The organism is uncultured Acetatifactor sp., from assembly GCF_948601915.1.
GTDB lineage: Bacteria > Bacillota > Clostridia > Lachnospirales > Lachnospiraceae > Acetatifactor.
In genome coordinates, this window is sequence record NZ_CAPDXS010000127.1 from 1 (window position 1) to 15,386 (window position 15,386).

Consider the following 15,386-nt stretch of genomic DNA (forward strand, 5'->3'; position numbering starts at 1 on the left):
AGGAAAGTCAATATCACCACACCGGAGGTGGGATTTGCCACATGGGATAATCTGCTGGATCAGTATGAAAGGCCTTGCGTCTTCATTCAGATTAAATACACGGTGGGCCTGGACGGCACGAATATCCTGATATTGAAAGAGCATGACGTGAAGGTCATCACCGACCTGATGATGGGCGGGGACGGCACGAACACGGACGGCGAGCTGGGGGAGCTGCACTTAAGCGCTATATCCGAGGCCATGAACCAGATGATGGGGGCATCGGCCACCTCTCTCTCCACCATGATGAACACGAAGATCGACATCAGCCCGCCGGAGGCGGAGCTGCTGGATTTGGCGCTGGTGCGCAACGGAGAGGATGTGTCGCCGTTTTTGGGCGGCGTGTTCGTGAAGATATCCTTCCGGATGCAGATTGACGATCTGGTGGACAGTTCCATCATGCAGTTATACCCGATAGACTTTGCCCGCAAGGTAGTGGATACGTTCATGAACTCCCAGTCACCGGCTGAGGAGAAGAAGGAGGAAGCGCCTGTTGCCGCGCCGTCTCAGGCCGCTGGCCAGCAGCCGTCCATGAATCAGATGGGAGGGGCTCCGCAGATGGATATGAATGCGGGAGCGAACGCAGGCTACGGAGCGGCTGGCATGACTCCCCAGATGGATCCGAATGCCATGATGAACATGGGCGGGATGCAGATGGGAGCCATGGGAATGAATCCTCAGATGATGAACATGGGCGGGATGCAGATGGGAACCATGGGAATGAACCCTCAGATGATGAACATGGGCGGAATGCAGATGGGAATGAATCCTCAGATGATGAATATGGGCATGCCCGGGGGCGCGGCCATGAACCAGCAGGTCGCCATGCAGAATATCAATGTTCAGCCTGCGCAGTTCCAGAGCTTTTCCAGCGACGGAAGCGCCATAGCAGGACAGGAGAACATCGGCCTCATCATGGATGTCCCTCTGAACGTTACCGTAGAGCTTGGCCGCACGAGCAAGTCGATTTCAGAGATTCTCGACTTTGCGCCCGGTTCCATCATTGAACTCGACCGCATCGCCGGTGAACCGATAGATGTGCTGGTGAACGGAAAGCTTGTCGCAAAGGGAGAAGTGGTTGTAATTGAAGAATGCTTCAGTGTAAGAATAACTGAGATTATCAAGTAGGAGGATGGTTTAATGGCAAAGAATATTCTGATTTGCGATGACGCGGCGTTCATGAGGATGATGATCAAGAACGTCCTGACCAAGGGCGGTTACAACGTGGCCGGGGAAGCCGAGAACGGGGCGAAGGCAGTGGAGAAATACAAGGAGCTGTCTCCGGATTTGGTGCTGATGGACATCACCATGCCTGAGATGGACGGCATCCAGGCCCTGAAGGAAATCAAGGCGATCGACGGCGGCGCGAAGGTCATCATGTGCTCTGCCATGGGACAGCAGGCGATGGTGGTGGAATCCATCCAGGCCGGCGCGAAGGACTTTATCGTGAAGCCGTTTCAGGAGGATCGTGTCCTGGAGGCTGTGAAGAAGGTCATTGGCTGATGGTGCTGCTGACCGGGGGCTCCAGCGGTTACGCCCAGTTCATCACGGTGCTGCTGCTGTTCGTGGTAGTGCTTGGAATCACGGCCGCCGTCACGAAGTGGATGGCGAACTACCAGAAGCAGCAGAGCGCCAATGAAAACATAGAGGTCATAGAGACCACTCGTATTGCAAACAATAAATATATTCAGATTATACGGGCAGGCGGAAGGTACATGGTCATTGCTGTCTGTAAGGATACGGTTACCATGTTGGGCGAGATTCCTGAGGGTGAGCTGAAGGAGACGAAGCCTGTACAGGGCTTCAATTTCAAAGAGATTCTCGAGAAGGCGGCGGGCAAGAAGGATGCCTCCCGGGAAGAGCCAAAGGATAGTCAGTTGCATGATGAAAAATAAGCTTAGAACCAAGCGAATAGTAACCGCAATATGCCTACTGGTCACGGTGGGCATATTGTGTATTGTAAGTTCAATGACAGTATTTGCCAGCGGCGCGGAGACAGATCCCTCCAATGTGCTCTCCATCAGCATGAGCGATGGAGGGAACGGGGAGATAAACGGCTCGCTGCGCATCCTGCTGACCCTGACGCTGATTTCCATTGCGCCCATACTAATCATAATGATGACTTCCTTTACGCGGATCATCATTGTGCTGCACTTCACCCGGGCGGCGCTGAACACACAGACGGCTCCGCCGAACCAGATTCTCGTGGGGCTGGCCCTGATCCTGACCTTTTTCATCATGGAGCCAACGGTGCAGGAAATCAACGAGCAGGCCTATCAGCCCTATGAGGCCGGGGAGATCGACCTGGACGAGGCATTGGAGCGGGGGGTGGCCCCTCTGCGGAAGTTCATGTATCCCCAGACCCAGGTGAAGGATGTGGATCTGTTCATGGACATCTCCGGGCAGGAATGGGACGGCGTGAGCCTTGATACCATTCCGCTGTCCGTGCTGCTGCCCAGCTTCATGCTGAGCGAGCTGAGGATGGCGTTCTGGATAGGCTTTGTCATCTATATCCCGTTCATTGTCATCGACATGGTGGTGGCGTCCACGCTGATGAGCATGGGCATGATGATGCTGCCGCCTACCACGATTTCCATGCCCTTTAAGATTCTGCTCTTCGTCCTTGCGGACGGATGGAATCTTGTGATAAAGAATCTGGTTGGATCGTTCTACCATTGAGATGAAATGAGAGCAATTGAGGGCTTGGCTTTAGAGGAGAGGAGGGATGCTTAGATGACTGTAGATGCGGTAATGGATATCACAAAACAGGCATTGTTCCTGATTATCAAGGTTTCGCTGCCGATGCTTTTGGTCTCGCTGTGCGTAGGCCTGGTGGTCAGTATCTTCCAGACAGTGACATCTATCCAGGAGCAGACGCTGACATTCGTGCCGAAGATTATCTGTGTGTTCCTTTCGATGATTCTGTTCGGAAACTGGATGATGACGGCTATTCTGGAATTCATGACGGAGCTGTGGACGAATTTCGGCTTATATGCCGGCGGTTAAGGGGCATGGCGGATGATTGACTATTCCTTTTCCATTTATGATCTGGAATATTTCCTGCTGATTCTGGTCAGGGTGTCATGCTTTGTATATGTGGCCCCCTTCTTCAGCATGAAGAATACGCCTGCCAATGTGCGGGTCGCCATCAGCTTTTTCACATCGCTGCTTCTGTACCAGGCCCTGACGCCCGCAGAGGCGGTGACCTATTCGTCGCTTGCAGGGTATACGGTCATCGTGCTGAAGGAAGCGCTGGTGGGGCTGCTGATAGGCCTGGCGGCCAATATCTGCACCTCCATCGTGAACTTTGCGGGCTCTATCGCGGACATGGAGACAGGATTGTCCATGGTGACGCTGATGGATCCCACCTCCAGGGAGAGCACCAGCATCACGGGCGCGCTGTACCAGTATGTGCTGATGCTCATGATGATCGCCACGGGGATGTACCGGTATCTCTTTGGCGCCCTGGCGGATACATTTATACTGATTCCCGTGAACGGGGCTGTGCTCCGTGCGGATTCCCTGGTGGATTCCATGCTGGAGTTCCTGTCGGATTATGTCATCATCGGCTTCCGCATCGTGCTGCCCATATTCTGCTCCATATTGCTGCTGAACGCGGTGCTGGGCGTGCTGGCCAAGGTGGCGCCCCAGATGAACATGTTCGCCGTTGGTATCCAGCTGAAGGTCTTAGTGGGGCTGTCGGTGCTCTTCCTCACGGCAGGCATGCTGCCGGGGATAGGGGATTTTGTGTTCGATGAGATGAAGAGAATGATCCATTCCTTTGTGGGAGGCATGACATGATTCGCTATAATCTGCAGTTTTTTGCAAAGGAGGGCATGGGGGGCGAGAAGACAGAGCCCGCCACCCAAAAGAAGCTGAGCGATGCCCGCAAGAAGGGACAGGTGGCCAAGAGCCGGGAGCTCACCAACGGCCTGGAGCTTCTGGCGCTGTTCCTGATACTGAAGTTCTGGGTAGGACATATGGGAATACAGTTCCTGGATGTGTTCAACAATATCTACAGCAAGATTCCGGACGTGACGATGTACTGGCAGGACACCATGCCGGAGCGGGAGGCCAGCATCCTGTTCAGCCAGCTGCTGCTGGGCGTGCTGACGATCATAGCCCCCATCCTGCTGGTGGGGTACTTGATTGCGTTCCTCACGGACGTGGCGCAGGTGAAGTGGAAGCCCAGCCTGGAGCCCATGAAGCCCAAGTTCAACAAGCTGAATCCGATCAGCGGCTTCAAGAAGATCTTCTCCGTGAACGCTTTGGTGGAGCTGGTGAAGTCCATCGCCAAAATCGCGCTGATTGGGTATGTGTGCTACAGCTACTTAAAGGATAAATGGCCCATACTGTTCAACCTCTACGACGTGACGCTTATGCAGGCCCTGGAGCTGGTGGCGGGTATCGTGACAGATCTGGGGATACGGGTGGCTGTCTTCTATATGGTGCTGGCTTTCGCGGATTACGCCTACCAGAAGTTCAAGTTCTCCAACGACATGAAGATGACCAAGCAGGAGGTCAAGGAGGAGTTCAAGCAGCAGGAAGGCGATCCTCAGGTCAAGGGCAAGATCAGGCAGAAGATGAGGGAGACCTCCATGAAGCGCATGATGCAGTCCCTGCCCCAGGCGGACGTGGTCATCACGAACCCCACCCACTATGCGGTGGCCATCAAGTATGACCCGCAGGTGGCGGACGCGCCCCTGGTGATAGCCAAGGGAGAGGATTATCTGGCGGCCCGTATCAAAGAGGTGGCCAGGGAGAACAAAATCGAGATTGTAGAGAACAAGCCGCTGGCCCGGATGCTGTACGCCAACGTGGATATCGGGCAGGCGGTGCCGCCGGAGCTGTATCAGGCGGTGGCAGAGGTGCTGGCTTTTGTATATCAGTTACAGGGGAAGATTTAAGGTGAGATTCATAGACTACTGGGATTCAGGGAAATCTGGGGAGGAGACGACAGCATGAGCGATAAAATGGCGAGAACAGACGTTATGATAGCCATCTATGTGCTGGTGGCGTTCATGATGTTCATCGTGCCGCTTCCGGCGGGCATACTGGATGTGTTCATGGCATTGAATATTGCTATCGCTTTTACGGTTCTGTTTGCCTGCATGTTCATCAAGGAAGTGCTGGATATGTCGTACTTCCCTACCATTCTTTTGTTCACCACCATTTTCCGGATAGCAATGAACGTGTCCTCCACGAGATTGATCCTGAAGACGGGCACCTCCGGAAATGTGGTAATGACCTTCGGACAGTTCGTAGGCGGCGGCGACCTGATTATCGGCGCGATCGTCTTCATCATACTGATCATGATTCAGTTCCTGGTCATCAACAAAGGTTCCGAGCGCGTGGCTGAGGTCACTGCCAGATTCACGCTGGACGCCATGCCCGGTAAGCAGATGGCTATCGATGCGGATCTGAACACCGGTGCCATCGATGACAGGGAGGCCAGGGAGAGGCGTGAGAAGATTCAGCTGGAGTCCAGCTTCTTCGGCTCCATGGACGGTGCCGTGAAGTACGTCAAGGGAGATGCCATCGCAGGACTCCTGCTGACGCTCATCAACCTGTTGGGCGGCATAGCCATGGGAATGCTGCGAAACGGCATGGATGTCATGACCGCGCTGGACAATTATGGCATCCTCACCATCGGTGACGGCCTGGTGAGCCAGATTCCCTCTCTGCTCATCTCTCTGTCCACCGGTGTGCTGGTCACAAAGGGAAGCAAGGAGTCAGAGTTCGGCCCGGCCATTATCAGGCAGCTCTTCGGGATACCGAAGGTCATGTACATGGTGGGCGGGACGCTGGCGTTTTTGTCCATATTCACGGATCTGAACACCATCCTGTTCCTGGGGCTGGGGCTCCTCTTCATCGTAGGCGGCCGGATGATTGCCAGCAATCTGGAGACTCAGGCCATCGAGCGGGAGGTGGACAGCGACGAGGAGGCGGCGGAGGAGATGCGCCAGCCTGAGAATGTGGCAAGCCTCCTTCAGGTGGATCCCATCGAGCTGGAGTTCGGCTACGGAATCATCCCCCTGGCCGACGTGAACCAGGGCGGAGACCTGCTGGACCGTGTGGTCATGATCAGACGGCAGATCGCGCTGGAGCTGGGTACTGTGGTGCCGATCATCCGTCTGCGGGACAATATCCAGCTGAACCCCAACCAGTATATCATCAAGATCAAGGGCATACAGGTCAGCGAGGGCGAAATCCTCTTCGACCACTACATGGCCATGAACCCCGGCTATGTGGAGGAGGAGATTACGGGCATCCCTACCTTCGAGCCTTCCTTCCATCTGCCTGCCATCTGGATTACGGAGGGGCAGAGGGAGCGGGCGGAGAGCCTGGGCTATACCGTGGTGGATCCGCCGTCCATCATCGCCACCCATCTGACGGAGATCATCCGGCAGCACATCGATGAGCTGCTGAGCAGACAGGACGTCCAGAACCTGGTGAACAATATGAAGGAGACCAATCCCTCGCTGGTGGATGAGCTGGTTCCCAAGCTCCTGGGGCTGGGCGAGATCCAGAAGGTGCTGCAGAACCTGCTGAAGGAGGGCATCTCCATCCGGGATCTTCTGACCATCATGGAGACCCTGGCGGACTATGCTCCGGCTACCAGGGATACGGATATTTTGACGGAATATGTCAGGCAGAGCCTGAAGCGGGCGATTTCCACGAAGTACTTCCCGCCTCACGAGACCACCAATGTGGTCACGCTGGATCCCAAGGTGGAGCAGGAGATCATGGGAAGCGTGAAGCAGACGGAAAACGGCGCTTTCCTGAATCTGGATCCGGGGAGGTCACGGGCAATCATCGATTCGGTGGGCAAGGAGGTCCAGAAGCTGGAGAACCTTGGAAAGAACCCGATTGTGATCACTTCTCCCATCGTGCGTATGTATTTCAAGAGATTGACAGAAGATTATTACAGGGAACTGGTAGTAGTGTCATATAATGAAGTGGAGACGAATGTGGAATTACAGTCTGTGGGGATGGTGACAGCATAAGATGATAATCAAGAAGTTTTTGGGCAAAACGGAAGAGGAGGCGGTGGAGGCTGCCAAAAAGGAATTGGGAAGCGGCGTTGTCATCATGAATGTGAAGACCGTGAAGCCCAAGGGCATGAAGGCACTGTTTCGGCCGAAGATGATTGAAGTCACCGTGGCGCTGGAGGAGGAGAGCGATGTGAAGCGTCCTCCAAGCAGGGAGGGAATCCCCGCATCGGCGGGGAATCCCGCAGCGGCCCGGACCGTGCTCCAGGGAGGACGGCCGGTATCCGGTGGGGGAAGCGCCCTGCGGCCCGCGGAGGATTCCATGGAGGAGAGGGCGTCCATCGAGAGGAAGCTGGACAATCTCCAGAACCTGCTGGTGAGCCGGTTCCAGCAGAGCGAGCTGGAGCGCAGGGAGCAGCTGGCAGGCGAGGAGGACGGTTCGGATTCGGAGGAATGCGCGGAAGCGGAGGACATGGAGGAGAAGGAGGAGATTACCGAGCAGCAGCGCTTCATGAAACTTCTGTACAACACCATGCTGGAGAGCGAGGTGGACGAGAAATACGCGAATCAGATTGTGGACGAGGTGGATGTGTCAGGGCAGTCCAATCTTCCCTTTGACTATATCCTGGGAAATATCTACCAGAAAATGATCCTGAAGTTCGGCAGGGCGGACGGAATCACCGCCGCGGAGGGACATCCGAAGATTGTAGTCTTCATGGGTCCCACGGGGGTGGGAAAGACCACCACCATAGCCAAGATCGCCAGCGATTACGTGGTGGAGGAGAAGAAAAGGGTGGCGCTCCTGACGGCGGATACCTACCGTATCGCCGCGGTAGACCAGCTTCGCACCTATGCCAATATCCTGGAAGTCCCTTTTCGGGTCATCTATTCCGAGGAGGAGGCCAGGGAAGCCATACACGAATTCGAGGGATATGACTATATCTTTGTGGACACCGCGGGACATTCCCATCAGAATGAGGAACAACTGAACCATATGAAGAGACTGGTGGAGGTGGTGCGGGAGGCAGGGGAGAGCCAGGTATTCCTGGTGCTTTCCGCCACTACGAAATACAGGGATCTGACTAGGATCGTATCCCGGTACAGCCAGATTGCGGACTATCAGCTTATTTTCACGAAGCTGGACGAGACGGACGTGCTGGGGAACCTGCTGAACCTGAAGCTCTATACGGATACGCCCATCGCTTTCGTGACCTATGGACAGAATGTGCCGAGTGACATCGAGCAGTTCAACCCCCAAAAGGCGGTAAAGCAGATTCTGAGCAAGAAGCAGGAGCGGAATGCATGAGGATAAAGCGGAGGAAGAGCGTTCCATGGAAGAAAGGCATTCCGGGACAGGAAGATACACAAGGAGGTAAGAGATGGACCAGGCAGAACAGTTACGAATCCTAAAGGCAGGCCAGCAACAGTCCAAACCCCTGGCCCGTGTCATTGCCGTCACCAGCGGCAAGGGCGGCGTGGGAAAGTCCAATACCTCCATCAATCTGGCTATCCAGTTCAGGAAAATGGGGAAGAGGGTCATCATCCTGGACGCGGACTTCGGACTGGCGAATATAGAGATTATGTTCGGTGCCGTACCTGAGCATAATCTGTGCGACCTGATCTATCAGGGGAAGGGCATCAGGGACATCATCACATGGGGCCCCATGGAGGTGGGCTTCATCTCAGGCGGGAGCGGCATCGTGGGGATGTCCAACCTAAGCCGGGATTATCTGAATTACATCATCCAGAACCTGGCCCAGCTGGACAGCATTGCCGACATCATCATCGTGGATACAGGGGCGGGCATCTCGGATGCCGTGCTGGAGTTCCTGATTGCCAGCGGCGAGATCCTCCTGGTGACCACGCCGGAACCCACGTCCATCACCGATTCCTATTCGCTGGTGAAGGCCCTGTACCGCCATCCCAGGTTCGACGCGGACACCATGAAGGTGAAGCTGATTGCCAACAGGGTGCAGAAGGGAGCGGAGGGGCAGATTCTCTTCAACAAGCTGAACGCGGTGATAGAACGCTATCTGAAGGTGCCCATGACCTATCTGGGCTATGTGCCGGAGGATTCCCAGCTCCCCAAGTCGGTGATGCAGCAGGTCCCAGTGTCTCTGCATAATCCGTCAGCCAGGTCCACGGCGGCCTATGAGCGCATTGCGGCCAGGCTCCTGGACAAGGAGGAGTCGGGAAGGCAGCCCAGGAGAGGGATGGCAGCATTTTTTTCACATATCATTACCAGAAAACGGTAAAATGAACAGTAAAGGCAGGTGGTTGTTATGTTTTCCAAATTTATATCGATTGGGGATAAGATTGAATTGCAGGCCGTGTCGCATGAATTTGACGAGAAGCCCGGGGTTCCAGTGAAGGTATATCACAGCGAGGTGAACGAGATTCAGTCCGAGGATACCATCGAGATCAAGATGCCCATGGAGAAGACGAAATTGATTCTGCTTCCCATAGACAGTGAATACGATATGATTTTCTATGGCTCCAGCGGCTTGTTCCAGTGCCTGGGCAGGGTCATCGACCGCTATAAGAGCAACAACGCGTATCTGCTCCTGGTGGAGATGACCAGCAACCTGCGCAAGTATCAGCGGAGAGAGTTCTACCGTCTGCGCTGTGCGCTGGAGATGCATGCCAGGATGCTGCGGGAGGACGAGGTACAGACCGTGGAGAGCAGGATGCCCTATACCCTGGCGGGCGACCTGCCCCTGAAGGAGAGCGTGATCGTGGACATCAGCGGCGGAGGGCTGCGCTTCGTGTCCACCCATCGCTTCGAACAGGGCAGCCTGCTGTACTGCAGCTACCACCTGATGAACGGCGGGGAACATAAGAAGTATGAAGTGATCAGCAAAGTGATCAGCTGCATAGAGCTGGACAACCGCCCCGGCACGTATGAGCACAGGGTGCAGTATTATGATATAGACCCGGTGGAGCGGGAGGAGATCATCAAATACATCTTCGAGGAAGAGCGCAAGAGCAGGCAGAAGAAGAGGTTCAATACCGAGGCGTAGAGAGCGGGCGCATCCGCGCGGCGCAGACGGATGCAAAAAAATGCGTGTCAGGGCACGCACGGGGGTAATATATGAAAGACGTTAGTTTGGATCATGTTTCGCAACAGTATTACGATGTGCTGACGGAAATCGGCAACATCGGCGCGGGCAATGCCATGACGGCATTGTCCCAGATGCTCCAGTGCAAGGTGGACATGAAGGTTCCTCAGGTCAGGCTGCTGGAGTTTTCCGAGGTGGGAGAGCTCATGGGCGGCGAGGAGCAGATCATGGCTGCCGTGCTGCTGGCCGTGGAGGGAGACATCACGGGATATATGATGTTCATGGTGGAGGAGAACAGCGCCAGGCATCTGATAGGCAAGATTACCGGAGGGATGCTTCCGGAGGGGATGGAATTCGAAGAGATGGGACTGTCCGCCATGCAGGAGGTGGGGAACATCATCACGGGCGCTTATCTGAATTCCCTGTCTACCATGACCAACATGAAGGTATTCCCCTCCCCTCCTGCAGTGACGGTGGACATGGCCGGAGCCATACTCAGCGTACCGGCTATCCAGTTCGGGATCTACGGGGACAAGATTCTGCTGATTCAGTCCCAGTTCTATGACGAAGTGCAGCTGGACGGATATTTCATACTGATTCCCGATTTGGAATCCTATGAAAAGATACTGACGGCATTGGGCGTACCTATGGTATAAATCAATATTTTTATTCGTGGAAAGTAAAAAATAGCGGATAAAAAGGATATGGAAGTGGCGCATGAGTGAGATATTCAAAGTAGGAATAGCAGATCTGAAGACCTGCACGAGCCCCAATGGGGTGATGACTCTGGGGCTGGGTTCCTGTGTGGGGATTGCAATCAGGGATCCGATGAATAAGGTAGGCGGCCTGGTACATATCATGCTGCCGGACAGCAAGGCGATTACGGGCGGACAGCATAATATCGCGAAGTTCGCGGACACGGGCATAGAGGAGCTGGTCAGGCAGATGGAGCGGCTGGGAGCCAGGCGGGTCCGCATGGTGGCAAAGATTGCCGGCGGAGCCAATATGTTCAATTTCCAGGGCGGCGGGGCCAACGCCGTAGGGAAGGTGGGAGAGCGCAATGTGGAGGCGGTCAGGGCGAAGCTCAGGCAGCTCAACATTCCGATCCAGGCGGCGGATACAGGGCTGAATTACGGCAGGACGGTCATCTTTTATCCTGAGACAGGGGCCTATCATATCCGCGCGGTGGGAAAGCCGGAGAAGGTCATATGAGAGGGAGGCGCGTATGAACAGGAAGAATATACCGCTCCTTCTGATGCTGACGGCCGGAGCGGTGACATGCATCATCACTTACATAAAGAGATATCCCGTGAACGTGCAGCTTATGGCGCTGTTCGCGGTATTGCTGCTCTTTTATGTACTGGGAAGCGTGCTGATATGGACGATAGGATATTTCGAGAAGCAGAACGAGGAAAAGCGGGGAGAAGAAGGCGAGGTCATCGAGAAGGATTCGGAAAATCCCGGACAGGAGACAGAACAGGAACAGGTACAGGAATAGTATAGTGCCTATATGAAAAATACGCTTGACGCATCAGGCGATGTCTGGCATAATTGGCCATATATACTGTAGACCGCCAGGATTTACAGCGGTATCTCCAGGAAAGTGCTTGGCTGGCGGTCTGCAGTCGGGTTGCACTGTAAATTTAACCGGTGCGCAGTATAAATGATGAAAAGAGGAGCGAAGGTTTCATGGATGATGCAGGCAAGAAGAAACTCTTAGAAGAATACGCGAAGACGAAATCACCTGAAACCAGAGAGACGATCATTCTGGAGTACGCTCCTCTCGTAAAGGTGGTGGCAGGCCGGCTCAGCATGTATCTGGGCTACAATGTGGAATACGAGGATCTGGTCAGCTACGGCATTTTCGGCCTGATTGACGCCATAGACAAGTTCGACTGTCTCAAGGACGTGAAATTCGAGACCTATGCCAGCCTCCGCATCCGTGGGGCCATCCTGGATCAGATTCGGAAGATGGACTGGATCCCCCGGACAATCCGGCAGAAGCAGAAGAAGATCGAGGCGGTGATAAAGGAGATCGAGCAGAGCGAGGGCCGTGCTCCCACGGATGAGGAAGTTGCCAGAGGCCTTGGCATATCCGATGAGGAATACCTGGACTGGCAGTCACAGATGAAGATTACGGGACTGGTCTCTCTGGATGAATATATGCAGCAGGGCAGCGATGTATCCCACGACGGCAGCAGGCATACCACATCCCATTTCGAAGCGCCGGAGGAGCGGGTGGAGCGGGAAGAGCTGACGAAGGTGTTGGGAGAGGCATTATTGCTTCTGACCGAGAAAGAACAGAAGGTAATCACTCTTTACTATTATGAGGATCTTACTTTGAAGGAAATCAGCAATATACTGGAGGTTTCCGAGTCCAGGGTATCGCAGCTGCATACCAGGGCACTGAAGAAGATGAAAGGTAAGATGGGGAACTACATGGGAATTCTCTCAGATAATTAAACAGAAGGAGATTGTGGTCTATGCAGAATGGTTACTTTCAGTTGGTAAAGGATTCCAGAGGATACGGCATCGCTTTTTATCATCCCAGCGGCAGCGGAGAGGAAATACGCTTAGATGAGGTCTGGAAATATCTGAACGATCGGAAAATCAAATATGACAGAAGACAGGTAGAGATGGAGTTCAGCATGGGGACAGGCGGCGTCTGCCATCTGGACAGCGGGGACTGCCCTGTCTGCGACGAGACCTATATGCTGACAGTGAGCAAGGACTGCATGATTGCCACGGCGCGCTTCATCCCCCCTTCGGAGGGCGGAAAGCGGCTGACCATAGACCGTTTTCTGGGGGAGATCAGGCAGCAGAAGATTACCTATGGGATAAAGCAGGAAATGCTGAAAGAGCATTTCGGCTCCGAGGGCATGTACTGTACGGACATCCTGGTGGCCAGGGGCGACAAGCCGGATCAGGGGGAGGACGCGCGGATAGAGTACAGCTTCAACACGGACAGAGGCAAGCGTCCCGCCCATCTGGAGGATGGCAGGGTGGACTATTATAATCTGACCACCATCAACCAGTGCCGCAAGGGAGAAGTGCTGGCGCGGATCATCCCGGAGCGCCAGGGCCAGGCCGGGCATGATGTGTACGGTAGCCTGATCAAGCCCAGGGATGTGAAGAAGGAGACCCTGAAGTTCGGCAAGAACATCACCCTTTCCGATGATAAGCTCTCCATCACCTCTGATGTAGACGGCCATGTAGTCCTTCTGGACGGCAAGGTGGTGGTGTCCACGGTGTATAAGGTGAAGGACGTGGATCTGTCCACGGGAAACATCGATTACGATGGGAGCATTGAGATATCCGGCAGCGTCACCGCCAACATGGAGGTGAAGGCCGGGGGCAATGTGGTGATAAACGGCGGCGTGGAGAGCGCCAGGGTCATTGCCGGGGGCAATATAGTCATCGCCAAGGGCATGAACGGCATGGGAAAAGGCTATCTGCGGGCCGGGGGCAACATCATGGTGAAGTTCCTGGAGAACGCCAGGGTGGTGACGGGCGGCTATTTGGAGTCCGAGGCCATCATGCACTGCGTGGTCACCGCGGGCACAGACGTGCGGGTGGACGGCAGGAGGGGCATCATCCTGGGCGGGCTGGTCCAGGCGGCGAACTCCATCACGGCCAAGACCGTGGGCGGCAGCATGAGCACGGCCACCACCCTGGAGGTGGGGGTGGATCCCCTGATCAAATCCCAGTACGACCGGGCCCAGAAGACCGTGGAGGAGAGCAGGAAGACAGTGGACGCGGCCCAGGTGGTCTTCGACAATTTCAAGGAGAAGCAGAAGAAGGGCTTCAAGTACAACGAGAGCCAGCTGAGGTATATGAGGAGCGTGGTATCGCTGATACAGGAAAAATCGGCCGAGCTGGAAAAGCTGAACACGCGCATCGAAGAGCTTCAGGCCATGATGGAGAACAGGCAGCAGGGAGAGGTCATCATCAATGAGCAGGCTTACCCCAACACCACCATCGTCATCCGTAACGTGTCGAAGACCCTTCAGAACGATTACCGATACTGCAAATTCGTCAAGGAGGACGGCGAGGTGCGGATGGTGGCCATGTAGAGGGGCGTTCCATCGCGAAAGGAGGCAGATTATGGCATTTGGATCCATTGAACTGACAACGATTTCCAGGGCACAGGATTATACCACGATCAAGCATAACGAGGACAACAAGGTAAACGTGGATCAGGCGAATTTCAGCCAGCAGTTCCAGAAGACCACGGAGCAGAACATCCGTGGGGTGCATCAGAGCGACGACACCCAGTGGCATGAGAACAGACCCGACGCCAAGGAGAAGGGGAACAACAAGTACAGCGGGGACGGCGGAAGGAACCGGAAGAAGCAGAACGCCCAGGAGCGCGTGGTGGCGAAGAAGACCGGGGGATTTGACATGAAGATTTGACCCTGCGGGCGGATATGACAGCGCTTTGGCGCTGTCGCCCATGCCTGGGGCCAGGATGGATGGACGAAGATGGATATAATGGAGATTGTCCTTTTGGTAGCCGGGGGAATCATTTTCCTGCTGAGCTTCTTTATCCCGGACAGGAAGGGAGCGGCCGGGGATGCCCTGTCGGAGGAGGATATCAGGGCAGTGGTGGACAGAGAGCTTGCCGCCATGCGCAAATCCGTGGACGAGGCCACGGATGGGTCGATATCCTATGCGATGGAGAAGACGGAGCGTTCCCTGGAGCGCCTGTCCAACGAAAAGATCATGGCGGTCAATGAATATTCCGATACGGTATTGTCGGAAATCCACAAAAGCCATGAGGAGGTCATGTTCCTCTACGACATGCTCAACAACAAGCATGCCAGCCTGAAGAATACGATGGCGGAGGTGAACCGTGCCGTAAAGGAAGCGGAGGAGGCCATGGCTGCCCTGAAGCGTCAGGCGGAGGAGGCTACGAGCGAGCTTTCCTTTCCTGCGGAGGAACGTTTGGCGGCAGACCAGGGAAAGGCGGTCCGGGAGGCGGAGCAGACGGAGGAGCCGTTCATGGAGTCCGAGTCGGCAACCGGGACGGACGGCGACTGGGAGGGCGCGGAGCCCGGCAGCAGCAAGGAGAAGATCATGGCGCTCTATCGCCAGGGAAAAGCAGTGGCGGATATCGCCAGGGAGCTGGAGCTGGGCATAGGGGAAGTAAAGCTGGTGATTGATTTGTTTCAAGGCTGACAGAATCGAGGAAATAAGTGAAACTGAGATATCAAATGCGTGGATTGGGAATCGGAATCATCGTCACCGCCCTGCTGATGGGGGTGGTCAAGGGGGAGAAGCTTCCCCTGAGCGATGC

18 protein-coding genes are annotated in these 15,386 nt (G+C 55.0%); all 18 read left to right on the forward strand.

What is annotated here, in order from left to right; all coding sequences use genetic code 11:
• The coding region (gene fliY, locus Q2B33_RS18450; protein WP_300914155.1) for a flagellar motor switch phosphatase FliY at positions 1-1,167 on the forward strand (1,167 nt) is incomplete at its 5' end.
• 12 nt (positions 1,168-1,179) lie between these two features.
• Positions 1,180-1,542, forward strand: coding sequence for a response regulator (locus Q2B33_RS18455; RefSeq protein WP_300766795.1), 363 nt, complete (start codon positions 1,180-1,182; stop codon positions 1,540-1,542).
• A complete protein-coding gene (locus Q2B33_RS18460) occupies positions 1,542-1,934 on the forward strand; it encodes a flagellar biosynthetic protein FliO (RefSeq protein ID WP_300766793.1) in 393 nt (130 codons plus the stop codon). The genes Q2B33_RS18455 and Q2B33_RS18460 overlap by 1 nt, the downstream gene beginning before the upstream one ends.
• A 73-nt stretch (positions 1,935-2,007) precedes the next feature.
• Positions 2,008-2,718, forward strand: coding sequence for a flagellar type III secretion system pore protein FliP (gene fliP, locus Q2B33_RS18465; protein WP_296460494.1), 711 nt, complete (start codon positions 2,008-2,010; stop codon positions 2,716-2,718).
• Positions 2,719-2,772: 54 nt separating this feature from the next.
• Complete coding sequence (gene fliQ / locus Q2B33_RS18470) at positions 2,773-3,045, forward strand: flagellar biosynthesis protein FliQ (protein ID WP_300568246.1); 273 nt, start codon at positions 2,773-2,775, stop codon at positions 3,043-3,045.
• 12 nt (positions 3,046-3,057) lie between these two features.
• A complete protein-coding gene (locus Q2B33_RS18475; RefSeq protein WP_296477419.1) occupies positions 3,058-3,840 on the forward strand; it encodes a flagellar biosynthetic protein FliR in 783 nt (260 codons plus the stop codon).
• Positions 3,837-4,946, forward strand: a complete 1,110-nt coding sequence (flhB, locus tag Q2B33_RS18480) for a flagellar biosynthesis protein FlhB (RefSeq protein ID WP_296460350.1) — start codon at positions 3,837-3,839, stop codon at positions 4,944-4,946. Before Q2B33_RS18475 ends, flhB begins: the two co-directional genes overlap by 4 nt.
• A 66-nt stretch (positions 4,947-5,012) precedes the next feature.
• On the forward strand, positions 5,013-7,046 hold the full coding sequence (gene flhA, locus Q2B33_RS18485; protein WP_300766822.1) for a flagellar biosynthesis protein FlhA: 2,034 nt from the start codon (positions 5,013-5,015) through the stop codon (positions 7,044-7,046).
• 1 nt (position 7,047) lies between these two features.
• The gene (gene flhF / locus Q2B33_RS18490) at positions 7,048-8,337 is read left to right on the forward strand and encodes a flagellar biosynthesis protein FlhF (protein WP_300782139.1); all 1,290 of its coding nucleotides are present in this window, start codon (positions 7,048-7,050) and stop codon (positions 8,335-8,337) included.
• A gap of 73 nt (positions 8,338-8,410) precedes the next feature.
• Positions 8,411-9,286 carry a MinD/ParA family protein gene (locus Q2B33_RS18495; protein WP_300773208.1) on the forward strand — a complete coding sequence of 292 codons (876 nt, stop codon included), beginning with the start codon at positions 8,411-8,413 and terminating at the stop codon, positions 9,284-9,286.
• 27 nt (positions 9,287-9,313) lie between these two features.
• The gene (locus tag Q2B33_RS18500; protein ID WP_300782140.1) at positions 9,314-10,051 is read left to right on the forward strand and encodes a flagellar brake protein; all 738 of its coding nucleotides are present in this window, start codon (positions 9,314-9,316) and stop codon (positions 10,049-10,051) included.
• 71 nt (positions 10,052-10,122) lie between these two features.
• Positions 10,123-10,746 carry a chemotaxis protein CheC gene (locus Q2B33_RS18505; protein WP_300570511.1) on the forward strand — a complete coding sequence of 208 codons (624 nt, stop codon included), beginning with the start codon at positions 10,123-10,125 and terminating at the stop codon, positions 10,744-10,746.
• A 61-nt stretch (positions 10,747-10,807) separates the two neighbouring features.
• Entirely contained in the window at positions 10,808-11,302 is a 495-nt protein-coding gene (locus tag Q2B33_RS18510) for a chemotaxis protein CheD (RefSeq protein ID WP_296460365.1), read from the forward strand.
• Between the two features lie 13 nt (positions 11,303-11,315).
• Positions 11,316-11,588, forward strand: coding sequence for a hypothetical protein (locus Q2B33_RS18515; protein ID WP_296460368.1), 273 nt, complete (start codon positions 11,316-11,318; stop codon positions 11,586-11,588).
• Between the two features lie 191 nt (positions 11,589-11,779).
• On the forward strand, positions 11,780-12,553 hold the full coding sequence (locus tag Q2B33_RS18520; protein WP_296460371.1) for a FliA/WhiG family RNA polymerase sigma factor: 774 nt from the start codon (positions 11,780-11,782) through the stop codon (positions 12,551-12,553).
• Positions 12,554-12,573: 20 nt separating this feature from the next.
• On the forward strand, positions 12,574-14,163 hold the full coding sequence (locus tag Q2B33_RS18525) for a DUF342 domain-containing protein (protein WP_300570520.1): 1,590 nt from the start codon (positions 12,574-12,576) through the stop codon (positions 14,161-14,163).
• Between the two features lie 31 nt (positions 14,164-14,194).
• Positions 14,195-14,503, forward strand: coding sequence for a hypothetical protein (locus Q2B33_RS18530; RefSeq protein ID WP_300570523.1), 309 nt, complete (start codon positions 14,195-14,197; stop codon positions 14,501-14,503).
• A 69-nt stretch (positions 14,504-14,572) separates the two neighbouring features.
• The gene (locus Q2B33_RS18535; RefSeq protein ID WP_300570526.1) at positions 14,573-15,268 is read left to right on the forward strand and encodes a DUF6115 domain-containing protein; all 696 of its coding nucleotides are present in this window, start codon (positions 14,573-14,575) and stop codon (positions 15,266-15,268) included.
• The last annotated feature ends 118 nt before the right edge of the window (positions 15,269-15,386 follow it).